At 42.8% G+C, this 24,161-nt stretch carries 23 protein-coding genes; 10 read left to right on the top strand and 13 right to left on the bottom strand.

The window, feature by feature from the left end:
* Positions 1 to 41 precede the first annotated feature (41 nt).
* From DC077_RS04565 to DC077_RS04520, 10 genes are all read left to right on the top strand, one after another.
* On the top strand, positions 42 to 770 hold the full coding sequence (locus DC077_RS04565; RefSeq protein ID WP_109200714.1) for a thiol:disulfide interchange protein DsbA/DsbL: 729 nt from the start codon (positions 42 to 44) through the stop codon (positions 768 to 770).
* Between the two features lie 95 nt (positions 771 to 865).
* Complete coding sequence (lgt, locus tag DC077_RS04560) at positions 866 to 1,681, top strand: prolipoprotein diacylglyceryl transferase (RefSeq protein WP_109200715.1); 816 nt, start codon at positions 866 to 868, stop codon at positions 1,679 to 1,681.
* A complete protein-coding gene (locus DC077_RS04555) occupies positions 1,682 to 2,476 on the top strand; it encodes a thymidylate synthase (protein ID WP_109200716.1) in 795 nt (264 codons plus the stop codon).
* Positions 2,477 to 2,586: 110 nt separating this feature from the next.
* Positions 2,587 to 3,057, top strand: coding sequence for a ribonuclease HI (gene rnhA / locus DC077_RS04550; RefSeq protein WP_109200717.1), 471 nt, complete (start codon positions 2,587 to 2,589; stop codon positions 3,055 to 3,057).
* A complete protein-coding gene (gene dnaQ / locus DC077_RS04545) occupies positions 3,054 to 3,863 on the top strand; it encodes a DNA polymerase III subunit epsilon (protein WP_109200718.1) in 810 nt (269 codons plus the stop codon). The genes rnhA and dnaQ overlap by 4 nt, the downstream gene beginning before the upstream one ends.
* Positions 3,864 to 4,129: 266 nt before the next feature.
* Positions 4,130 to 5,452: a 30S ribosomal protein S12 methylthiotransferase RimO gene (gene rimO, locus DC077_RS04540; RefSeq protein WP_109217865.1), complete on the top strand. Its 1,323-nt coding sequence runs from the start codon at positions 4,130 to 4,132 to the stop codon at positions 5,450 to 5,452.
* Positions 5,453 to 5,844: 392 nt separating this feature from the next.
* Positions 5,845 to 6,492, top strand: coding sequence for an oxygen-insensitive NAD(P)H nitroreductase (gene nfsB / locus DC077_RS04535; RefSeq protein ID WP_109200719.1), 648 nt, complete (start codon positions 5,845 to 5,847; stop codon positions 6,490 to 6,492).
* 516 nt (positions 6,493 to 7,008) lie between these two features.
* Positions 7,009 to 8,151 carry an ABC transporter ATP-binding protein gene (locus DC077_RS04530; RefSeq protein ID WP_109200964.1) on the top strand — a complete coding sequence of 381 codons (1,143 nt, stop codon included), beginning with the start codon at positions 7,009 to 7,011 and terminating at the stop codon, positions 8,149 to 8,151.
* Between the two features lie 25 nt (positions 8,152 to 8,176).
* Positions 8,177 to 9,196, top strand: a complete 1,020-nt coding sequence (locus tag DC077_RS04525) for an ABC transporter permease subunit (protein ID WP_109200720.1) — start codon at positions 8,177 to 8,179, stop codon at positions 9,194 to 9,196.
* A gap of 8 nt (positions 9,197 to 9,204) precedes the next feature.
* Positions 9,205 to 10,032 (top strand): ABC transporter permease, encoded by an 828-nt coding sequence (locus DC077_RS04520; RefSeq protein ID WP_109200721.1) that lies wholly within the window; start codon positions 9,205 to 9,207, stop codon positions 10,030 to 10,032.
* A 104-nt stretch (positions 10,033 to 10,136) separates the two neighbouring features.
* Here the strand turns inward: DC077_RS04520 and recO are convergent, their stop codons facing one another.
* The 13 genes from recO to uppS form a co-directional block, all read right to left on the bottom strand.
* Positions 10,137 to 10,853: a DNA repair protein RecO gene (gene recO / locus DC077_RS04515; protein ID WP_109200722.1), complete on the bottom strand. Its 717-nt coding sequence runs from the start codon at positions 10,851 to 10,853 to the stop codon at positions 10,137 to 10,139.
* A 492-nt stretch (positions 10,854 to 11,345) separates the two neighbouring features.
* A complete protein-coding gene (gene mlaD, locus DC077_RS04510; RefSeq protein WP_109200723.1) occupies positions 11,346 to 11,882 on the bottom strand; it encodes an outer membrane lipid asymmetry maintenance protein MlaD in 537 nt (178 codons plus the stop codon).
* A 71-nt stretch (positions 11,883 to 11,953) separates the two neighbouring features.
* A complete protein-coding gene (rnhB, locus tag DC077_RS04505) occupies positions 11,954 to 12,577 on the bottom strand; it encodes a ribonuclease HII (protein ID WP_109200724.1) in 624 nt (207 codons plus the stop codon).
* On the bottom strand, positions 12,574 to 13,803 hold the full coding sequence (lpxB, locus tag DC077_RS04500; protein WP_239990325.1) for a lipid-A-disaccharide synthase: 1,230 nt from the start codon (positions 13,801 to 13,803) through the stop codon (positions 12,574 to 12,576). The genes rnhB and lpxB overlap by 4 nt, the downstream gene beginning before the upstream one ends.
* A 436-nt stretch (positions 13,804 to 14,239) precedes the next feature.
* Positions 14,240 to 15,028 (bottom strand): acyl-ACP--UDP-N-acetylglucosamine O-acyltransferase, encoded by a 789-nt coding sequence (gene lpxA, locus DC077_RS04495; protein WP_109200725.1) that lies wholly within the window; start codon positions 15,026 to 15,028, stop codon positions 14,240 to 14,242.
* The gene (gene fabZ, locus DC077_RS04490; protein ID WP_369828055.1) at positions 15,028 to 15,492 is read right to left on the bottom strand and encodes a 3-hydroxyacyl-ACP dehydratase FabZ; all 465 of its coding nucleotides are present in this window, start codon (positions 15,490 to 15,492) and stop codon (positions 15,028 to 15,030) included. The genes lpxA and fabZ overlap by 1 nt, the downstream gene beginning before the upstream one ends.
* Positions 15,493 to 15,731: 239 nt before the next feature.
* Positions 15,732 to 16,766, bottom strand: coding sequence for a UDP-3-O-(3-hydroxymyristoyl)glucosamine N-acyltransferase (gene lpxD, locus DC077_RS04485; protein WP_109200726.1), 1,035 nt, complete (start codon positions 16,764 to 16,766; stop codon positions 15,732 to 15,734).
* Positions 16,767 to 17,315: an OmpH/Skp family outer membrane protein gene (locus DC077_RS04480; protein ID WP_109200727.1), complete on the bottom strand. Its 549-nt coding sequence runs from the start codon at positions 17,313 to 17,315 to the stop codon at positions 16,767 to 16,769.
* A 17-nt stretch (positions 17,316 to 17,332) separates the two neighbouring features.
* Positions 17,333 to 19,876: an outer membrane protein assembly factor BamA gene (gene bamA / locus DC077_RS04475; protein WP_109200728.1), complete on the bottom strand. Its 2,544-nt coding sequence runs from the start codon at positions 19,874 to 19,876 to the stop codon at positions 17,333 to 17,335.
* 92 nt (positions 19,877 to 19,968) lie between these two features.
* A complete protein-coding gene (gene rseP, locus DC077_RS04470) occupies positions 19,969 to 21,342 on the bottom strand; it encodes an RIP metalloprotease RseP (RefSeq protein WP_109200729.1) in 1,374 nt (457 codons plus the stop codon).
* Between the two features lie 37 nt (positions 21,343 to 21,379).
* Entirely contained in the window at positions 21,380 to 22,552 is a 1,173-nt protein-coding gene (gene dxr / locus DC077_RS04465) for a 1-deoxy-D-xylulose-5-phosphate reductoisomerase (RefSeq protein ID WP_275663877.1), read from the bottom strand.
* Positions 22,549 to 23,433 carry a phosphatidate cytidylyltransferase gene (locus tag DC077_RS04460; RefSeq protein ID WP_109200730.1) on the bottom strand — a complete coding sequence of 295 codons (885 nt, stop codon included), beginning with the start codon at positions 23,431 to 23,433 and terminating at the stop codon, positions 22,549 to 22,551. The genes dxr and DC077_RS04460 overlap by 4 nt, the downstream gene beginning before the upstream one ends.
* Positions 23,434 to 24,144, bottom strand: a complete 711-nt coding sequence (gene uppS, locus DC077_RS04455; protein WP_109200731.1) for a polyprenyl diphosphate synthase — start codon at positions 24,142 to 24,144, stop codon at positions 23,434 to 23,436.
* Positions 24,145 to 24,161 lie beyond the last annotated feature (17 nt).

The following is a 24,161-nucleotide window of genomic DNA, read 5'->3' as shown; positions in this document are numbered from 1 at the left end:
TCATTTAAAGGCAACTATCCATACCAAGGAGAACAAATCCTATGTTAAATAAGATTATTGCAACAAGTGCCCTCGTACTTGCCACAACTTTCGGTTTTGCTTCAGCAGAAAAATATTACACGGAGATCACCCCAGCCGTTCCTGCAATCTATAATCCTGATGAGATAGAGGTTGTAGAGATCTTCTCTTATGCCTGCCCTGCTTGTAGTACTTTTGAGCCCTACTTTAGCCAATGGGCAAAAACACAAGAAGGGGTTGAAGATGTAGCGATCATTCCTCTTGCCGCACCCGGCCAAGGTATCTGGACACTCTATGCCCATGTCTTTTACACGTTAGACTCAATGGGTGCGCTTGATAAGGGCCATCAAGCTTTCTTCGATGCGATTCATAAAGAGAAAAAACGCTTTATTAATAAAGAGCAAATTGCCGACTTCATGGCAACTCAAGGAATCGATAAAGATCAATTTCTTAAATCTTGGGATAGTTTTGCAACTGTAAGTGCACTCAATCGTGGAGCAAACTTGATCAATGAACAATATAAGATTCCCTTTACACCGGCAGTTGTTATCGATGGTCGCTATCTTTTAAGCGCTAATGAAGCGGCAAACCGTCCAGGGCATCAAAATCCTTATGAAAAATTTGTTATCACTATTGATGAAGTGGTCCAAAAAGTACGTGATGAGCGTAATGCGGATAAAAAAGTAGATAATACTCAAAATGATGAGGTTGCTGAAATAAAGAGTGTTGAAGAGACTGCAGAAGAACAGTAGAATTAGTTCTCTCCTTTAATTACTAAAAAGGGCTCACTTGGTTGTAGCCCTTTTTTCTATCCTCTTGCGTTAAACGCTTATCTGGAGTTTTTATAATGTCACTCTACTTTTCACCGCAGATCGACCCCATTATCTTCTCAGTCGGTCCTGTTGCCCTTCGGTGGTATGCATTGATGTATATTATCGCCCTTGGCCTCGCTGTCCTTCTTGGCAGTTATCGTGCTAAAAAGCCCAATTCTGGTTGGACACCTGCACAGGTAAACGACATGGCGTTCTACCTCTTCATCGGCGCAATTTTAGGCGGTCGAATTGGTTATACCCTCTTCTATGACTTTGGAAACTTTATCCAAAATCCCGCATCAATTATAGGTTGGACAGGATCGAGTATTGAGTGGGCCGGCATGAGCTTTCATGGAGGTTTAATCGGTGTTTTGGTCGCCAGTTACTTTATCGCTAGACGATATAAAAAGAGCTTTTGGGAATTTACCGACTTTATCGCTCCCCTTATCCCGCTAGGTCTCTTTTTTGGGCGGATCGGCAACTTTATTAATGGGGAACTTTGGGGAAGATATACCGATCAAACATGGGGATTCCTCTTCCAACATGCACCCTCTTCAATCGATTATATCTATCGCCACCCCTCACAGCTCTATGAAGCGTTTACTGAGGGTCTACTCCTCTTTATAATTCTCTGGATCTATACAGCTAAACCCCGCCCTAGAGCAGCTGCCTCTGGCCTTTTCCTTCTAGGATACGGCGCTTTTCGCTTTTTTGTAGAATTCTTTAGAGAGCCCGATGCTCATCTTGGCTATATCGCCGGTGGTTGGCTCACCCAGGGAATGCTTCTCTGTATCCCTATGATTATTATTGGACTTATCATTCTTATCTCAGCTTATCGTAGGAGCAAATAGATGCAACAATATCTCAATCTTATGAAAATGGTTCGAACTGAGGGAAATTTTAAAGAGGATCGTACCGGTACGGGAACTTACTCCATCTTTGGTCACCAGATGCGCTTTAATCTTCAAGAAGGTTTTCCGCTAGTCACTACTAAAAAACTTCATCTACGCTCCATTATCTATGAGCTTCTTTGGTTCCTTAAAGGGGATACCAATATTGCCTATCTTCAAGAAAATGGAGTCCGGATCTGGAATGAGTGGGCTGATAAAGATGGCAACTTAGGCCCTGTTTATGGGGCTCAATGGCGCAGTTGGCCTAAAGCAGATGGAACAACTGTCGATCAGATCTCACAACTTATTACCGATATCAAAGAGAATCCCGATTCTCGCAGACTCATTGTGAGTGCCTGGAATGTAGGCGAGCTCGACAAAATGGCACTGCCACCTTGCCACCTACTTTTCCAATTTTATATTTGTGATGGCAAACTCTCATGCCAACTCTATCAGCGTTCCGCAGATATCTTCTTAGGCGTCCCCTTCAATATTGCAAGTTATGCATTACTTACCCATATGATTGCCCATGTTTGCCAACTAGAGGTAGGGGATTTTATCTGGACAGGCGGCGATTGCCATCTCTATGCTAATCATCTAGAGCAGACCGACCTTCAACTCAGTCGTGAACCTCTCCCTTTGCCACAACTGAAGATTCGCAATCAGCGGCAGAGTATCTTCGATTTCGATTTTGATGATTTTGAGATTATCGATTACCAATCTCATCCCACGATTAGAGCCGTTGTTGCAGTATAGATTCAAAGCGAGAGCTTAAAGTGAGAGTTCAAAGTCAGAGCCCTTATCTCTCGTTCAATTGTGCAATTGCAATTCTTATCGACTAGACCTAAACAGAAGAGAGCCTGATTATGACCGATTCAAAAGAGCAATATGTCTATGCCTACACCGATGGTGCCTGTAGTGGCAATCCTGGACCTGGGGGCTGGGGCGTTCTTCTCAGCTATCGAGGGCATGAAAAGGAGCTCTCCGGCTATGAGGCAGAAACAACCAATAATCGGATGGAACTTACAGCTGCAATTAAAGCATTACAAGCATTGAAGCGCCCTTGCCATGTCATCTTAACAACCGATTCACGTTATGTGCAGCAAGGAGTAACGCAGTGGATTGATGGTTGGATTCGTCGAGATTGGAAGACTGCGAGCAATAAACCTGTTCTTAACCAAGATCTTTGGCGTCTCCTTCTTATTGAGCGAGATCGTCATCTCTCCATCGACTGGTGTTGGGTGAAAGGACATGCAGGCCATCGAGAGAATGAGATTGCCGACACTTTAGCAACAGAGGCGATAAAAAAAGCAAAAGAGAGTAGAGAATCACTATGAGTAGACAGATTGTACTAGATACCGAAACAACAGGATTTGATTTTAAGAAAGGTGACCGTATTGTTGAGATCGGTTGTATTGAATTGATCGATCGCGAGATCACCGATAACCACTTCCATGTCTATATTAACCCTGAGCGATCGATGCCGATTGAAGCATTTAATGTTCATGGATTAGGTGATGATTTCTTAAAAACACAGCCCGTATTTGCCGAAGTTGGGCAGAGTTTTCTCGACTATGTCGATGGTGCCGAGCTTATTATTCATAATGCCGGATTTGACGTTCCCTTTCTCAACTTTGAACTTGAAAGAATGGGACTTCCCAAGGTTACCGAACGCTCTAGCGTTATCGATACCCTTCAAATGGCGCGAGAGAAGTATCCCTCACAACGAAATACCCTCGATGCACTTTGCCGTCGCTTAGGGGTTGATAACTCCCGGCGTGAACTTCATGGCGCATTATTAGACTCCGAGCTCCTTGCTCAGGTCTATCTCAATATGACCGGAGGACAGAAATCCTTCTTCGATCTGCTTGAAGAGGAGAGTACTCCCCCGCCGGCACCGCTCTCAGTTATCAAAGCGCCTCAAGTAAGAATAGAGGCTGAAGAGAATATCAAAGAGGAATCTGCCGATAAAGTAGCGATTGAAGTAGCTTCTTTAGACAAGACGCATGAGCCAAACGAGATACTCCAAAGTGATCTCGCCACGGCACCAATTGCCACATCACACAGACGACGCATTATCAAGGCATCCACTGCCGATATCGCAAAACATGAAGAGATTATGGCCTCTTTCAAGTCCTCATAGCGACCTTCCATGATGCCTCTTAATGTTTCATGTCAGTCTCGTGGTATCTCGTGGTATCTCGTGATCCCACTGAGGTGGAGATAAGAGAGTTAGAGAGAATTGAAGCAGAGTTGAGGCAAAGTTGAATAGAGAGCAAGAGAATGGATTAGAAAAATTACTCCTCTTTAGCCATAAAGTTTTACAATAATCAGACAAAAGAAGATGATCGCCTCACAACGATCCATAATTAACAGATATTTGAAGGTAAAATTGTGACTCCTACTACTATTGTGACCCCTAGAATTGGCTTTGTATCCCTTGGATGCCCGAAAGCATTAGTTGACTCTGAATATATTTTGACGCAGCTTCGTACTGAAGGGTATGAAATTGTCCCCCAATATGATGAGGCGGATCTTGTTGTCGTGAATACCTGTGGCTTTATCGACTCTGCGATTCAAGAGAGTCTCAATGCTATTGGTGAAGCACTCGATGAGAATGGTAAAGTGATCGTCACCGGTTGCTTAGGTGCCAATGCTGATAAGATTTTAGCGCAATATCCCAATGTATTGAGCGTTACAGGTCCACACGCCTTCCAAGAGGTGATGGCTGCAATTCACCATCATCTGCCTCGCCCCCATGATCCTTTTACCGATCTTGTTCCTCCTGCCGGCATCAAATTGACTCCTCGTCACTATGCTTATCTCAAAATTGCCGAAGGCTGCAACCACAGCTGTACCTTCTGTATTATCCCTTCTATGCGTGGAAAGCATCAATCTTATCCGGTAGGTAACGTACTTTCACAAGCTAAAAAGCTTGTTGAGACAGGAGTAAAAGAGCTCTTAGTCGTCGCACAAGATACCAGCGCTTACGGCGTTGATGTTAAATACCAAACAGGATTCTGGGAAGGAAAACCTGTCCGTAGCCATATTCAAAACCTCTGTGAAGAGCTTGGCAAGTTAGATGTTTGGGTCAGATTACACTATATCTACCCCTATCCCCACGTCGATCATCTTATTCCGCTAATGGCAGAAGGGAAAATCTTACCCTACTTAGATGTGCCGATGCAGCATGCCTCTCCACGCATCTTAAAAGCGATGAAACGCCCGGCAAATAGCGAGAATATGTTAAAACGTATTCAAAAATGGCGTGAAATCTGCCCAGAGATTACTATTCGCTCAACCTTTATTGTCGGTTTTCCCGGCGAGAGTGAAGAAGAGTTCCAAGAGTTACTCGACTTTATTAAAGCTGCACGACTCGATCGGGTCGGCGCCTTTATCTACTCTCCTGTCGAAGGAGCTGTGGCTAATGATATTGCAGATCCTATTCCGTTTGAGATTCAAGAGGAGCGTCTTGAGCGCTTTATGGCGCTACAAGCAGAGATCTCTGCAGAAAAGCTCGCGGCAAAAGTTGGTACTGTCCTAGAGGTTTTAGTCGATGAATTTGATGCTGAAGAGGGGATTGCAATTGCTCGCTCAAAAGCAGATGCTCCAGAAATTGATGGGCATGTCTATATCGATGATGCTTCTAGCGAGTTAGTCGGTCAAAAGGTCAAGGTTCTTATTGATGAAGCCACCACTTATGATCTTTTTGGGACACTCTACAATGGATAAATAATCATGGGTGAATAATCGTGAGGAAATAATCGCTGTACATAGTAAATAGTCACTCTCAATTTTGATTTTCTCAGCGCCTCTATTTCTACACTCCATTTAAAAATGCCGGCTCAATATCTGCCGGCATTTTCATATCAAAACTTACCATCAAACTTCCATGCCTGTTTGTCGCTTCCTTCTTAAGCCGCTATTTGCCCCTCTATTTATAACCTCTATCTAACCTCTATTTGTTTAAAAGAGCAAATAAGGTACCATAAACAGTGGTTAAAAATAACTTAAGATAACTTAAGACAACTCAAGACAACTTGAAAAAACTTGAAAAAACTTGAGCAACTAAGCTTAATACTAAAAAAATAGTCCTAAAAAAACTGTCATTAAAAGGAGTAAAAATGAAATCTGTTGCAGAAATTTCTGAACGCCGCTACACCTGTAAAGTCTACGATCCTAATAAAAAAATCCCCCAAGAAGCGATGGATCAACTCTATGATATCCTCAGAAACGCCCCCTCATCCGTTAACTCCCAACCTTGGCACTTTCTAGTATTAGAATCTGATGAGGCAAAAGAGCTAGTATTGCCGGCTATTTTTGAATTTAATCAACCTCGAGTAAAAGATGCATCACATGTTGTAATCTTTCTTGCGCGCAATGAGATGCCACTGAGCTATCTTAAAGAGATTGTAGATCAAGAAGATAAAGACCAGCGCTTCCCTGAAGCCGGCATGAAAGAGGCGAATGATAAAGGACGCCAATACTTTGTCGACCTCAACAATAAGACACCGGAGCAACTCCATAAGTGGCAAGATCGCCAGATCTATATCGCTCTTGGAAATCTACTCTTTGCTGCGGCCGCTCTCGATATCGATTCAACACCCATCGAAGGATTTGATCCACAGAAACTTGATGAGATCTTTGAGCTAAAAGAGAAAGGCTTTAGAAGCGTTGTCGTTGCCTCTTTAGGTTATCGAAGTCATGATGATTTTAATGCAACATTACCAAAATCCCGTCTCCCCTTTAAAGAGATCTTCACTACTCTCTAAGATAAGGGACAAGACAGCCTATCGGCAAATTCCCCCGCCGATAGGTTTCTCTTTACTCTTTACTCCTTACTTCTCTTCTACCAATCGTCTATCAACCTTCTCACAATCTTTTCTATAGATCTTCCGATAAATCCTCCAATAAATCTTCCAGCTTCCAATAACAATCTAATGAAGATTCTATTGAAGCACCTCTATTATCGATTAACACTATTCTCAACTCACATCATTCCTTTAAAGATCCCGTATTCAATCGATTCTCTATGATGATCTCTCTTAAGCACTTTATTCATTTTTTACACTAACACTTTGTTAAGCATGTTAAAATGACCCTTTTGAGTAGATCAGATCAAAAGAGGGATCACGAGCTTCCCCTTTAATTTGAAAAAGGCTTGATCCGCTCCATAAAACGCTCTAGAATTCAGCCTTCGCTCCCCGCGAGATAAGAAGCCTTTATTGTCCTTTTCCTATTCACCATTTTTAGAGGGATCCCCCTTTAATAAAATGCCGGAGGCGCTTATGCAACAAAGCCGTTTATTACACAAGAATGAACCTTGGCGTGATCCTAACTCTGTTCCCCATGTTGAAATTATCGATATCGTTAAACGTTATGATGATCACCTTGCGGTTGACCATATCTCACTCGATATCTATAAAGGGGAATTTTTCTCCCTATTGGGCCCTTCGGGATGTGGAAAGACGACACTTCTGAGGATGCTTGCCGGCTTTGAAACGCCTACCTCTGGGAAAATCTTATTAGAAGGAGAGGATATGTCAAAAATTCCTCCCTATGAACGCCCTGTGAATATGATGTTCCAAAGTTATGCTCTCTTTCCCCATATGACGGTGGAAGATAATATCGCATTTGGACTCAAACAAGATAAGGTCAAAAAACCGGAGATCCGTAAACGCGTTCAGCAGATGCTTGAGCTTGTACAGATGGAGCGCTTTGCTAAGCGAAAACCGCATCAGCTCTCTGGCGGACAGAGACAACGTGTAGCGCTTGCAAGAAGTATTGTTAAAAAACCAAAGTTGCTGCTCCTAGATGAGCCATTAGGCGCACTCGATAAACGATTACGAGAGCAGACCCAATTTGAGCTGATGACTATTCAGGAAGAGCTCGGCATTACCTTTATTATCGTCACACATGATCAAGAAGAGGCGATGACTGTCTCTAGCCGTATTGCGGTAATGGATTCAGGCTGCTTAGCACAAGTTGCAACACCGGCAGAGATCTATGAGTTCCCGAACTCCCGTTATGTAGCAGAGTTTATTGGTGATGTTAATATCTTTGAGGGGGTTATCTCGGAGATCTCATCAACAGAGACAACGGTTGAGAGCTTTGAGGCACCAACGCCACTAATCTGTGCGCAAGGGGTCGGTGCGACAATCGGTTCTCAAGCCTGGGTTGCGGTTCGGCCTGAAAAACTCGATATCTCATTAACACCGCCAGAAAATGCCCATTATAACTGCCTTCAAGGGGAAGTTTGGGATATTGGCTATATGGGAAATGTCTCTATCTACCACGTTAAACTCGATAATGAGAAGATGATCACCGTCTCACAGATGAATGATACACGAATTATTGAGCAGAGAATTACCCATGAAGATCGTGTCTATGTGAGTTTTACTGAAGATTCAGGAATTGTACTCATCTCTTAATCGTTAATCTTATGGAGGTTGGACAATGCCCCATCGTCAACAAGAGGTCGGAACTTTTACCGGCATCATGGCGGAGATCGTCTCTCGGCTCAGTTTTACCCATCGCCGTTTGCTCCGCTTTCCCCCCTATCGTTTTATCGTTGGCTTAGGTCATAGCCATCGATTCTTAATTGGCACCCCATTTTTATGGCTGATTCTCTTCTTTTTAATCCCTTTTTTGATTATTCTCCGCATCAGCTTTACCGAGGCAGAGATTGCATCCCCGCCCTTCTCCGATCTAATGGAATGGATCGATGATGGCTTACTGCAAATTACTATCAATTTTCAAAATTATCTCGAATTATGGGAAGATAAGATCTATATTCACGCCTATCTCAATAGTGTAAAGATCGCCTTCTTCTCGACGTTGCTTACCCTGCTCATTGGTTATCCCATTGCGCTTGCGATGTCACGTGCTTCCAAAAAGTGGCAGCTCTTTTTAGTGATGCTGGTTATTCTCCCCTTCTGGACCTCCTTTCTTATTCGAATCTATGCGTGGATCACGATTCTATCGCCAACGGGAGTCCTTAACAATTTCATCAACTGGGTCGGAATGGGCATCGGTCTTATCGATCCTAATTCGCCGGTAACTCTTCATATTCTCCATACCGATTTAGCCGTCTATATCGGAATCGTTTATGGCTATCTCCCCTTTATGATATTGCCGCTCTTTGCGACACTCATCAAAATTGATAATACCCTAGTAGAGGCTGCGCTCGATCTTGGCTCACCACCACTAAAGACCTTCTGGCAAATTACCTTTCGTCTCTCATTACCTGGCGTTCTTGCTGGTTGCTTCCTCGTCTTTATCCCCGCAATTGGAGAGTTTGTGATTCCAGATCTCTTAGGAGGTTCGAACGTCACTATGATTGGAAAAGTACTCTACGACACCTATCTACAAGGGATGAATCTGCCGTTAGTTTCTGCAATTTCAGTGATTCTACTCTTAATTGTGATTATCCCGATCTATATCTTTAATCGCATTCAGGCGAAACAATTTAATTAGGAGCTGTTATGAAAAAAAAGATGACTGCCCTGAACTGGACGGCACTAATATTGGGTCTGATATTCCTCTATACCCCGATTATTTTAGTCATTGTCTATAGCTTTAACGAATCAAAGCTCGTCACTGTCTGGTCTGGATTTTCAACAAAGTGGTATAGCGATCTCTTTGAGCAAGAGGGAATCTGGTCTGCGACAAAAACGAGTCTTCTCCTGGCCGTCTCCACTTCAACTTTTGCCGTAATTCTCGGGACAATGGCTGCTTTTGCACTGGTTAAATTTAGACGCTTTAAGGGAAAAACGCTCTTCTCCGGTATTACCTATGCGCCGATGGTGATGCCTGAAATTATTATGGGAAGCTCACTCGGATTAACCTTTGTTGCTCTAAAGTTTAGTACCGGTTTTTTCACCATGATGATCGCTCATATCACCTTCACAATGTGTTATGTCGTTGTTGTCGTACAATCTCGCTTAACAGGGTTTGATCGACATATCGAAGAGGCGGCAATGGATCTTGGTGCGGATGGTATTAGAACCTTTTTCTATATCACACTTCCAATGATCTTCCCGGCGATTATCTCAGGTTGGCTACTCTCATTTACGCTGTCACTCGATGATTTAGTCATTGCGACCTTTACTACCGGCCCTGGCGGTACGACGCTACCGATCTGGATCTACTCTAAGGCACGTCTTGGTGTCAGTCCTAATATCAATGCCCTCTCAACAATAATGATCGGCGTTGTCGCAACAATTGTCTTCCTAGTCACGCTGATTAATCTCTACCTTACTAAACGAAGAGAAGAGGATGAGAAAAATGCTGCAAAAGAGGTGCTCTCATAATTATCTCTCATCTCATTATGTCGCTCTTGATCTTTGTGATTAATCATTAAGGGTAACAATTAGAATTAATCACTATTCAACTATTCGCTATTCAACGATTAACATTAGCGCTTTCGATAGAGCCTCTGCATCCAAATTCGCGATTGCAGAGGCTTTTCGCCAATCAAGGGAGCAAGAAGATAGCGCATCATATTTCGATAAATCAACGCCTCTTCCCCAACAATTGGTGCTTCTTCGGCAATCTTCAAAACGATGCTTCCCAAGACCTTAAACGTTCCGGGAAACTCAAGGGGCAATAACCCCTCTTCATGAGAGAGGTAATAGGCTTTATCGGGCTTAATCGGATCGCCAGCAGCATCATAAAAAAGATCGGGAAGAATACCTAAATAGGCTAAAAGGTAGCGTTCAAAGTTACGCAGATAGGGAGAGATCTCTTCGACACCATCAGCTAAAGCGGAGAGAACCTCTTGATAGACTTGAAATAGCTCAGGAGCTGGCTGATGCTTCGGCATCAATCGTAACAATAGTTCATTGAGATAGTAGGCAGTCCAGATCTCTCTTCCCTTTAAAGAGAAGGTATAGAGAAGATCAACCTCATGGGCAAAATGGAAGACTCGCCCCTCTTTAAGATGCCAATCACTATATGAGAAGAGCTCTAAATGATGCAGCGGTCGCTTCGGATTGGCGCGCCCACGAACAAGTAGCGTCACGCGCCCATATTGAAGGGTAAAAAGATCCACTAAAAAGCCAGACTCCTTAAACGCCCGCTTATTAAGCACAACCCCTAAAGTTCGACCTAATTCTTCTCTCATCTCTAACATTAAATAACTTTATCACTTCTCTAGCGGAATAACGAGATCACATCATATCGCTTTTTTTAGCTTATACCCAATAGCTAAATGTAATAGCTAAATGGAATCTATTTAGAATCAATAATAAATAAAAGGGGCTAACGGTCCCGCGATCTTACTATCGCGTACTTCCATAAGATACGTGCCGGCAAGGAAGATCTCTTTAACGATATCTATTCTGGCACCAAAGATGCCAATCGGCAGACATGCATCGGTAAAAGAATACAATGGTAAATTTCCGCCGCTCCACGCCCTTTCTGAAAGATGATCTGATACATGAAATATAATGAAACATAATAAATCATGATAAATGTGTTGAAAAAAGCTAAATAGTGCCGGACCTTGTATAGGCTTATAATGAGAAGAGGGCGAGATCTCTCTCGCCCTCAACTTTTAAAATTTTCCTGTTTTGGGATCTATTGATATCAACTAATATTAATTAATATCAACAACTGACAGCCATTAATCTAAAAGCGAACCGGGTTTAAAGCCACTACTATTAACGTTCTCTTCCGGCGCTACTTCTGCTGAGTCCCCCTTGCTACCACCGAAGGAAGCCATTAATTGACCAATTAAGCGCTCCATAACAAAAGCATCTTGCGTCATACGAATACGATCACCATTAGCAAGATCCTTCTCTGAACCACCAGGATCTAAGGCAATATATTGCTCACCAACAAGACCTGATGTATTGATCGCGGCAATCGTATCTTGCGGAATGGGGATAGAACCATCTAACGCTAAAGTCACAATTGCCTCATAATTATGGGGATCTAATGCAATACCATTGACTTGCCCTACACGTACCCCTGAGATCATCACCGGTGCTTTAACTTTTAATGATCCTATATTGGTAAATGAGGCGGTCACATAGATCGGCTTCCCTCCTCTTAAACCTGTTGTCGCATTACTTGCATTAAAAGCTAACCAAGCAAATGCCACAATGCCACTTATGACAAATAGTCCTACAACAAAATCGATCCATTTAGCGTTTTTCATTTTTGACCTTTATCCTCAATAACTCTTCACTATTCTACTATGTTTTCCAAGGGTTGTCTTTTATCAATCCCCTAACGTACAGCTTCCTCAACCAAGCGCTTAATGGGCGCAAACGAGGTACGATGAAGCGGTGTGACGCCATATTGAGCTAAAGCCGCTAAGTGCGCCTTTGTTCCATACCCTTTATGTTGCCCAAATCCATACTGAGGGTAAGCTCGATCCGCCTCATACATCGATTGATCCCGAGCATCTTTCGCTAAAATCGATGCTGCACTGATCTCCGCAAAGAGCGAATCACCCTTAATAATCGTCACGGCCGGCACATTACTCTTTGGATCTTGATTTCCATCGACTCGAAGCAGTTGAGGCTGAATCGATAATGCTGCAACTGCACGGCGCATCGCTAATAAGGTTGCTTGTAAAATATTGATCTCATCAATCTCCGCAACAGAGCTACTTGCAATAGCCCATGCCATAGCCTTCTCTTTAATCTCAGCGGCTAAAATAGCACGTCGTTTCTCAGTCAACTTTTTTGAATCATCAAGTCCAATGATCGGTTGGTTAGGATCTAAGATTACTGCTGCCGCATAAACATCGCCACACAAAGGTCCCCGCCCCGCCTCATCAACGCCAGCAATAAGCCCTTCAAAATCATTCTCAGAAAAAAGAAGCTGCTGATCTTTAATATTGATCATGATAATATCCCCCGCTCTTTTAAAAGTGAGATAACTGCCTCTTTTGCCACTTGATCAGAGTTACGTCGAAGTGAATGATGCATCTGTTGAAAGAGCGCTAGTTTCTCCCGATTTTCACTACTCTCCACTAAAATCTTCTCCACTGCAGAAGAGATCCGCTCAGGCGTCACCTCTTGTTGAAAAAGCTCTGTAACAAGCGGTTCTTTTGCCAAAATATTGGGAAGAGAGAAGTGTGATATCTTCACAATTTTAGGTGCTAACCATGCAGTAATCGCATTAAATCGATAACAGACTACCATTAATCGCTTCAAAAGCATCGCCTCTAAAGCAGCTGTTCCTGATGCTAGTAAGACGCCTTTAGAAGCGCTCATAATCTCTCTAGAACGACCTTGAAAGAGATGAATCTTCTCTCTTAACTCAAAGGGCAATTCCCAAAGCGCCGCTTGAATAAGCTGATAAATTTTGGGCGTTGCGGCCGGAATTAAAAATTCCAATGTGGGAAAACGCTGACTAATCAATGGAAGACTCTCTAAAAAGAGGGGTAATAGTCGGCTAATCTCTCCGCGTCGACTTCCAGGAAGTAGAGCTAAATACTCACCCTCAGCCGGCAGATCTAATGCTATTTTGGCACTTTGAGCATCGACCTCTAAAGGGATCTCATCTCCAAGGCGATGCCCAACACAGACACTATCAACCTGATGCTTTTGATAAAAGTCTACCTCAAAAGGAAAGAGTGTTAAAACACGATCAATATATTTTCGAATAGTATTTACGCGCCCTTCTCTCCAGACCCAGACAGAAGGAGAGACATACTGAAATGTCATTATCCCCAATGCTTTAAGAGATTTAGCCAGTCGTAGATTAAAATCAGGAGCATCTATGCCAATAAAACAGACCGGTCTTCGCTCTTTTGCTGCAGTCACTAATGCTGATTTGATTCGAAAGAGCTTCGGTAACTCCTTTAAGATCTCAACAAGCCCCATAATTGAGAGCGACTCGATAGGCTCGATCGATTCCAATCCCGCTTTTATCATCAAAGGACCACCAATGCCAAAAAAGCGAGCATTAGAATAACTCTCTTTGAGAGACTCAATTAAGCCTCCCCCTAAAAGATCCCCGGAGAGTTCGCCGGCAACCAGCATAAAGAGAGGTCCATCTCCCTCTTGCTCTCCTGCTATAGAAGCCTGCTCAACTCTTGCTAGGCACTCCTTATTAACGTTACTCATCCTTCTATCTCCTCTCTGACTATTTTGACCATTTTGACCCATTGAATCATTTGAACCATTTGAACTATTTCAGCTCTCTGAACCATCTCGAGCATAAGCTGTTCCTTACTAACACCTGCAATCTCCGATAACACTTTAAAAACGCCTAAAACCCTCTTTTATACTTCAGCAAGCTATATTCTACGTATCTATGTCTATAACTTGATCTATAACTTGATCTGTAACTTGATCTGTAACTTTGTTGGTGACTTTATAGAAAAGGTTAAAAGCAATAAAAGAAAAACACTTAATAGATAGTGAAATAGCGACAAGATCATTCTTCTCGTGCTTCTCCTCTATTAAGTGTTAGTACTGATACTATTAGTTATCTATTGGCTATTACTAATTATTAATGATCACTCAAATGGTCATTCAAATAACTATTCATAATGATTATTTAACGAATAATCCCGCGATCTTCTGTCTCTTCTAAAAATTTAACCATCTTCTCAAGATGAGGCGCTTCAACAGCGATCTCTTTAATCTTTAAGATCGCATCTTGCAGAGAGAGATCTTGACGATAGAGTGCTTTGTAGGCATCTTTTGTCGCTTTAATCGCCTCAGGTGAGAATCCTCTTCGGCGAAGACCTTCTGAGTTGATGCCTGAAGGTACAGCACGATATCCTGCAGCTGTTATAAAGGGGGGAACATTGCGATGAATACCGGAAGAGAAACCGGTAATTGCACCCTCACCGATACGGCAGCGTTGATAGATCATCGAGTAACCGCCGAGAATAACATCATCCTCTATTACCGCATGACCGGCAAGAGAAGCCCCATTTGCAAAGATCGTTCGATTGCCAACAATACAATCGTGAGCAATATGACATGTAGCCATAATCCAGTTATCATCACCGATCTTTGTCACAGCATTATCCTGAATTGTTCCGCGACTAATGCTGACATATTCTCGAATAGTATTACGATCTCCAATCTCTAAAAAGACCTGATCGCCGGCTTTAAACTTCTTATCCTGCGGTACTTCACCAATCGAACAGAATTGATAGAAGGTATTTCCCTCTCCTATCGTTGTCGGTCCTTGAATGACCACATGAGATGTTAAGACGGTATCTTTACCAATTGTGACATCGGGTCCAATCACACAATATGGACCAACCTGTACACTCTCATGCAACTTTGCAGAAGGGTCGATCACCGCTGTGGGATGTATTAATTCTTTTTTCATTATTCAAATGCCTCACGGCGAGTACACATTAATTCAGCTTGGCATACTAACTTGCCATCAACATATGCCTTGCCCTCAAAAGCCCAAATTCCTCTCTTTGCTCGAAGAAATTGTACTTTCAGATCTAAGACGTCACCGGGCTCAACAGGACGACGGAATCGCGCCTTATCGATCCCTACAAAATAGTAGATTGACTGATCAGTAGAATCATAATCTTCGACCGATTTAAAACTTAAGATTCCAGTTGCTTGTGCTAATGCTTCTAAGATAAGCACCCCTGGCATAATCGGTTTTACGGGAAAGTGTCCTTGGAAAAAGGGTTCATTATAGGTGACATTTTTACGAGCGTGTAACGTCTCATTCGGCGTAAAATCAAGCACGCGATCAATCATTAAAAATGGGTATCGATGGGGTAAATATGTCATGATTTCATTGATATCGATTACTTTGTTATCGCTCATAATTATTATTCTCTATTCTCTTCTATTTAATATTCAATTCAAAATATATCTAAAACATCTGCAAAACATGTAGGAATTGTGTGTGAATGATGTGTCGATTATGTGTAGTTCATCTAGATCATCTAGATCATCTAGATCGGTCCGGAAACCATCTTTTTAAAAACCGATCATTTCAATAGTACACTCAATAGTATCATGCACATAACTCTCAATTCTCTTGCATAAAGCCTAATCCTTTACTCTTACTCTTCTTCTCTTTTTAGCTGATTTTCTAATTTTTTGACTCGCTCAAAAAGATCGCCTAATCGCTTGATTCTAGCGCTATTGTAGCGCCACTCTCTATTTTCTAGTACCGGCGGGATAGAAGAGTAGATCTTTCCTGACTTAAGCGGTTGGCTTACTTGCGTGCCTCCGGTGACAATCACATTATCTTCGATCTTCATGTGACCATTCATCCCAACACCACCACCGATAACCACATTATTACCAATATCTGTTGAACCGGCGATACCGGTATAACCGGCAATAACCGTATTTTCACCAACGATACAATTATGCCCTAACTGAACATGATTATCGATCTTCGTTCCTCGACCAATAACGGTATCCTCAATAGCACCACGATCGATACAACTTCCGGCGCCAATATCCACATCATCCGCTAAGATCACACGCCCTAATTGCGCCACCTTGATATAACCCGATTTTGCCCGAGCAAAGCCAAAGCCTTCAGCGCCAATCACTGCATTAGGATGGAGTACTACACGATCTCCTAACTGACACTCATATCGAATCGTTACACTCGAGAAGAGATAACAGGACTCGCCAAGCGTCACATCACGCTCTATCATGCAGTGAGCATCGATATAGCTATTGTCACCAATGATGACATTTTCCCCAATAACGGTATAAGCTCCAATTGTGACATTTTTCCCAATTGTTGCTGAGGGAGCGATCCGAGCAGTTGGATCGATTCCGGCAAAATTACGGTAATCTTTCTGGAAAAGCTGTGTTACATAAGCCCAAGCTGCATGTGTATTTTGGCAGATAATCGCCGGTTGAGTGACATGTTCAAAGTTACGAGCATCGACCAAAATAGCAGAAGCTTCAGTACTCTCTAGATATTGTCGATAACGAGGATTATGGAAAAAGGAGAGGGTTTTAGGCTTGCCATGCTGAATTGTGGAGAGGCCTAAAATTTCAATCTCACCATCACCTTTGAGCTCAACTTGTTCACCTTTTGAGATCAGGTAATCAAAAATCTGTTGTAATGTCATCTACTTCTCGCTTTTCTCTTCCGTTTTCTCTTGAGACTCTTCCTTCACTAATGTTTGGAAGATCGGTTCTGTTAAATAGAGGGACTCTTTAGAAAAGAGTAAGCCGGACTCTAATATCAGATCGTAATCATGATCTTGTGCATATTGCAAAATCGCATTATTGATCTCTCTTTGCAATTTATAGAGCTCCTCATTTTTACGGAGGTTAAACTCCTGTCGTGTATCATTACTTAAACGAACAAACTCTCGCTCAAGATTGACAATATGGCGCTCTAACTCACGGGCAACAGTTGCTTCATTGTTCCCATTCATCAACTCTCGACGCAAACTCTCTATCTGATCCCGTTTATTGAGTAGATATTGATCTCTTGCAAAGAACTCCTCATTAAGAAGTGAATAGATATCTTTCTGCTCAATATATTTCTCTAATAGAAGATTGATATCCACCACACCGATCTTTAACTCCTTAGCGGAGGAGATAGGAGTAAAAACAATGAAAGCAGCAGTTAACAACACTGCTGCTCCCTTTCTTAAAATGCTTCTAAACATTATCTTTTCACCACTGATTAGTAAGGGATACCGATTGAGAACTGGAATTTCTGCTCTCTATCACCTTCACGTGTCTTAAATGGTTTTGCATAGGAGAATGCAAGAGGTCCTAATGGCGATAACCAGACAAAACTTGCACCGGCAGAATAACTAACATCACCAAACTCAGGTTTGCTCGGCTTTGATGTGACATTCCCGGCATCCACAAAGATACTCCAACGCACATCATTATTATCTTGGAATCCTGGAACCTTCATAATCAATTCGGCAGTAGCATTGTAGCGTAATGAGCCTCCCATGGAGTCACCATTTTCATACTTTGGTCCAATCGAACTTCCGCGATAACCACGAACGGATCCTAAACCACCGGCATAGAAATTCTCAAAGAAAGGAAGTGATGTATCACCATCATTACCATAACCCCAACCCATCATAATATCGCCACGAATTGAAAATACGTAATCTTCATTTTCACTCAATGGGTAGTAGCTCTGATGTTTTAAGAGTAATTTATAAAACTTAGAATCTGATCCGGGTAATGTTCCTGTAATGGTCGCACTATTGAGCGATCCTTCTGATGAAAAGATCGTTCTATTTCGCGTATCACGATAGATACCGATATTCGCGCGATAGAGATTCAACTTCGCTTTATAGAGGCGACCTTCTGTATGACTATTAACACAAGCCATACCACAATCGAGTTTAGCGATCTCTTCTACAATTTTACGAGGTGATGCGTGCGTAGTACGAAGCTTTAATTGCTCATAACCGATCCCCGCGCGAACCGCCGTATATTCAGAGAGTGGATACCCGAAATTAAACATTAAAGAGAGACCATCGGCAATATAGTTACCACTGTCATCATAATCATGTTTCTGCTTACTGTAGCTTAAAGAGACACCGGCACTTAACCCATCTTTTGTAAAGTAGGGATTCATATAGTCGATACCGTAGTAGCTACCACTTTTATTAGTTTCAGCTTGAACATTAAGCTCATGACCGGTTCCCATAAAGTTAGGCTGATTGAAGCCGGCATTGATACCAAACTTACTATCCATACCATAACTCAAACCGAAAGTGATCGATCCGGCACTTCGCTCTTTAACGCGATAAGTGAGATCTACAACCCCCTCTTCAACCGGTTCTGTTAAGACCTCAACATCTTCAACATGGGCAAGGCGTTGAATCCGAATACGGGAGCGCTCAATATCACTTGTTACGAAGGGACCACCCTCCATTTGACGAAGTTCACGACGAAAGACTTCATCTTGAGTTCGCTCATTTCCTTCAACATTGATACGGTTAACGTAGTAACGCTCTCCTTGATCGATAGCAAATGAGAAGCTTACAGTGTCGTTCTCTTCATCAATTCGAGGAATCGCATTCACTCTAGCTTGAGCATAGCCCTCATTTCCTAAACGATCTTGTAATGCCTTAACTGTCGCTTCTACTGTTTTCGCACGATAGAGCGAGCCAGGCTTAATATCGACTAAAGAGAGTAACTCCTCTTTATCGACACTCGGATAATTTCCAACAACGGTGAAGTCCCCAAAGTGGTACTTCTTCCCTTCATGGATATCGATATCGAGATAGATGGTATCTTGATTAGGGCTAATGGTAGCACTTGAGTAGTTGACCTCTGCCTTGAGATATCCATTATTGCGATAATATTGCTGAACTTGGTCGAGCTCTTCCTGAATTGTATAAGGATCATAACGATCCCCTGAGGAGAAGATTGTTCTCAAACCTGATTCACGAACGCGCATCTGACGGAGCAACTTACTGTCTGAGATATTCTCATTTCCGGTAAAGTTGATCTTCTTAATCTGCCCTGTACGCCCCTCTGATATCTCAAATTGGAGCTCAGCACGGTTGCGGGGTAACTCAATCACTTTGGGCTCTATTCTTACCGCATATTTACCACGGGTCTCATAAGCCTTCAATAGATTATTTTTAGCACTCTCTAATGATGAATCCTTCAGACTCTCCCCCACCTTAAGATTAGAGGCAGCAATGATCTGATTGAGCTGAGGATCTTTTAAATCTCGATTTCCTTTAAATGTAACTCGTGATAAAACCGGATACTCTTCTAACTCAATAATTAGATTAGAGCGTACCGTCGACTCGACAGGCTGACACCGAGGATCATCAAAGGTACAAGGGATCTCTTCATAGACATACTCTATCTCCGGCTCTTGGGGCTCCGTACGGATATTGCCAAAAGGACCGCCCCCTCTTATTGTCGATGGCTGCTTCTGAACCGGAACTGCCACGGTAATCGACTTTGGTCTTGTTCGTCCAAGAATTCTTCCATTGGGTGTTTTAACTGTGACATTCTTAAAAAGGCCTGTTGCGTGAAGTTTCTCAACGATATCTTTCACATTACCTTTCTGAACAGGTGCATCAGGATTAAGCCCTAACGTTGTAAAGACAACCCCTGGATTAACCTGCTCTAATCCTTCTACACGAATATCTCTCACTTCATACTTTTGGGCAAAAGCAGCGGCCCCAAGCATAAAGCTCGTAGCTAAAAAAATTCTCTTTAAATCGACAATAGCCATTATATTTTTCTCTAATAATTAGGGCATAGAAATGCATCTATAAACTGCGTTAATATACCGAATAACTTCAAAAATTCCAATTAATTATCCATCTAGAACCACTTGCTAATATCATAAAAGATCACAAAAGCCATAAATAGAAATAGAAAGAGAGCACCGATCTGCATCACTCGCATCGAGAGTGTTTGCGGTATTCTATCGCGCCCTAATGTTGCCTCAATCCCTAGACCTACCAACCGTCCACCATCTAAGACAGGAATGGGTAATAAGTTTAAAATACCGAGATTGACACTAAAGAGCGCCATCAGTTGAATAAAGTAGACCCAACCTGCATCAAGCTTCTTTCCTGCAACATCAGCGATCGTTACCGGCCCTGCCATCACATTAGGATGGATATCACCTGTGATCATTCTACCGATAAATTTAAAAATCATAAGGGAATTTTGATATGTATCAGCAATCGCATACTTAAAAGCCTCAAAAAGAGGGTACTTTTGTAAGGTTTGCATCTGCTCAAATTCAGCGGCGATCTCCGGTGAAATCTGGGTAATTCCCACACCTAACATAAATCGACCACTCTCATTGCGCTGTAACGCTACCGGCAACTCAATAATTCTCCCCTTACGCAGCACCTCGACAAGAAGAAGCATCTTCTCTGCCGGCGAGGACTCTAGCTGTGCCATAGTTAAAAGTAGATCTTGCCAAGAGTTGATGGGATTTTCCCCAATTTTAAGAATCTCATCATCGAGCTGTAACCCGGCAAGTTCTCCAGCACCCCCTTCTGTTAAAAGACCGATCTTCGCCGGCACTTGAGGCATATAGAGATTAATACCTAACTGTTGATCAATATATTGATTCGCATTGAGCCGGAGAGGCTCATCCATTCTGATCTCAATCTGCTCTAGTCGTCCATTTCGCATAATATCGACGTTCGCTCTGCCATCATTGAGATGATCGACAAAGCGCATCATCATCTCCTCAAAAGTACGAACAGAATCCCCTTCAACGGCAATGATCTCATCACCGCGCTGAAAGCCAGCTTCTGCAAAAACGGAAGAAGTGGGGGGAGTATCAATTTTCGCCTTAAATGCGGGCATCCCATAAAGATAGAGCCCAAAGAGGAGAATAATGGCAAAGAGAAGATTAACAAGCGGTCCGGCAGCAATCACTACCGCGCGCTTCCAGATCGGTTGGGCATTGAAGGTTCTACTCTGATCTTCGGGATCAACTTCATGCACCCGATCATCAAGCATCGCAACATAGCCTCCTAATGGAATAAGGCCAAGACGATACTCAACACCATTCTTTCCCTTTCGGCTCCAGATCTTCTTTCCAAAGCCGATACTAAAGGTCAAAACCTTAAATCCTAACTTTCTTGCGGCATAGAAATGGCCAAACTCATGTAGTGTCACTAAGACACCCATCAAAATTAAGAAACCAAAAATAGAGTTAAAAAACATCGACATGCGCGATTAGCCTTTTCAATAAAATTCTTCGTAATAGTTAGCAGAGATCAGTCGCTAGCTGACGAATTTCTTGATCATAAGCGAGTAACGCATCCTCTGTCTGAAGCTGATGCGCTGAAGCACTCACTCGATCTAATACTGTTGCCACTTTATCAGCGATCTCAATAAAAGTAATTTTCTTTGCTAAAAATGCCTCCACAAAGATCTCATTTGCTGCATTCAATGCGACTAAATAGGGAGTTCCTGCTTCTAATGATTCCTGAGCTAAGCGTAGTGCGGGAAAGGTAACAAGATCCGGCTCTTCAAATGTTAAAGCCTGCATCTTGGTCAAATCGAGATATTGTGCGCCTGAGATTGTGCGCTCGGGATAGGCTAAAGCATGAGCAATGGGTATCGCCATATCGGCAGCACCCATCTGGGAGATTAAGGAGCCATCGATATACTCAACAAGTGAATGAATCATACTTTGAGGATGTACAACCACACTCAACTTCTCTGTTGGCATCTCAAAGAGAAAGTGCGCTTCTATTAGCTCAAGTCCTTTATTCATTAAGGTTGCTGAATCGATGGTTACTTTAGCTCCCATCGACCAGTTTGGATGCTTCAATGCATCTTCAAGCGTCACCTTTTTTAATGCATCGCGATCATAGCCTCGAAAGGGTCCTCCTGAAGCGGTTAAGATTAAGCGCTTCACCCCCTCATAACTCAACTCATTTCCACATTTTGGTAATGATTGAAAGAGCGCATTATGCTCACTATCGATCGGTAAAATGGTCGCTCCATGTGTTTTTGCTTCTGCCATAAAGAGCGCACCCCCTAAAACAAGTGTCTCCTTATTGGCCAACAAAATGGTCTTCCCTGCCCTTGCCGCAGCAAGACTCGATAAAAAGCCTTTTGCGCCAACAATTGCGGCAACAACAAGATCAATTTCACTCTCGGTGACCAATTCAATGATAGCAGCCTCACCCGCTAAAACTGTAATCGGTAGCTGCGCTGATTTTACTTGTACTCTAAGTTGCTCAGCCGCGGCCTTATTCTCTAATACCGCATACTTTGGTAAAAACTCCCGACATAACTGCATCATCTTCTCAACGCTTTGATGAGCCACTAATGAATGAACTTGATATCGTGCGCGATTATTACGGATCACCTTAAGTGTTGAATCCCCAATTGAGCCTGTCGCACCTAAAATAGAGACCTGCTTGATCATATAAAACTTAATCCTACAAAGAAGAGAGGTGCCGCTGCGGTCAAGGCATCAATTCGATCTAAAATCCCGCCATGCCCGGGCAAGATATTGCCGCTATCTTTCATCCCCGCATGTCGCTTCACGACACTCTCAAAGAGATCTCCAGAAATGGAGATAATCACCACAAGGAGACTTAAAGAGATAAAGTTAAGGATAAGCATCACTCTCTCTTGTGCCACAAAAATAGGGGTATCACCACTTGTAAAATAGAGAATCGCGCCAAATGAGAAGAGGCCGGCAAGGATAATTCCTCCTAGAGCGCCCTCAACTGTCTTCCCAGGACTAATCGTTACGGCAAGCTTTCTCTTACCAAGCTTCCGCCCTACAAAATAGGCACCACTATCGGCAATAATCACAAGTAGAATAAGATAGAGAAGGAGAATCAGCCCCTGCTGCAACACCGTTAAAGTGATAATCAAGGTCGCCAATGAGAGAATGCTGACAACAAAGAGAAACTCTCGATTTGTTAAAAAAGCGAGTGGTCTTCGTGCATAGATTGAGAGAATAAAGGGCATCATTAACCAAAAAAGTGCCATCAAGAGAAGTAGCCCAAAGAGTATCGGATTACTACGAACAAAGAGAGCAAGACCTCCCACAAGTTGATCAGTCTCTCGATTTCCCATCAGTAACGCGCCCACAACCAATAAGAGGGTCACCCCACCGACACCGATATAGAGCATCTTCTGTCCGCCTGAGAGTTTTAAAAGGTTACTCCACTCAAATAGTCCGATAACGGAGATAAGAAGAAGCAGCAGTGAGAAGAGAGCTGTCGGCAGAAAAAGGATGGCAAGGAGTGCCACGATCCCGAGAATAACACCTGTAATAATGCGCTGTTTCATCATCTATCTCCCACCAAATCGTCGCTCTCGACGATAAAATTCGGCCAAAGCGGCCTCAAATTCTTTCTCCCCAAAATCGGGCCAATGGCAATCGATAAAGTAGAGTTCTGCATAAGCTAATTGCCAAATTAAGAAGTTACTGATCCGTTGCTCTCCACTTGTTCGGATCAAAAGATCGACAGGCGGGAGATCTCTCGTTGCTAAAGCCTCTTCAAAACGAGATTCTGTAATCTCTTCTACTTGAAGGTCTCCGGCAACAACCGCCTCTACCAATCCTTTACAAGCATTAACAACCTCTTGCCGGCCACCATAATTGATCGCAACAACAAAATCTAAAACATCATTCTCTTTGGTCAGCTCTACAGCAGCAAAGAGCTTCTCTTGCAATTTTTCAGAAAGTGGAGAGAGATCGCCAATAAAAGAGAGGCGCACCCCGGCACGATGAAGTGCCTTCAGTTGCCCCTCTAATGTTTGGTAAAAGAGATCCATTAAGTAAGAGACCTCCTCTTTAGGTCTCTTCCAGTTCTCCGTTGAGAATGCATAAACGGTTAATACCTTAATCCCATTTTTAATTGCACACTCAACACTCCGTTTAACTGCTTTCACGCCGGCACGATGCCCTAAAGCTCGCGCTAAACGATTTCTTTCAGCCCAACGGCCATTGCCATCCATAATGATGGCAACATGTTGGCAGCGCTCTTTACCTTCGCTCACATTTAACCCTTAGCTTT

The sequence above is a fragment of the Ignatzschineria cameli genome (assembly GCF_003121895.1).
In the GTDB taxonomy this organism is placed as follows: Bacteria; Pseudomonadota; Gammaproteobacteria; order Cardiobacteriales; family Wohlfahrtiimonadaceae; genus Ignatzschineria; species Ignatzschineria cameli.
The sequence above is the reverse complement of the archived record's forward strand: the minus strand, read 5'-3'. Positions and strand labels throughout refer to the sequence as shown.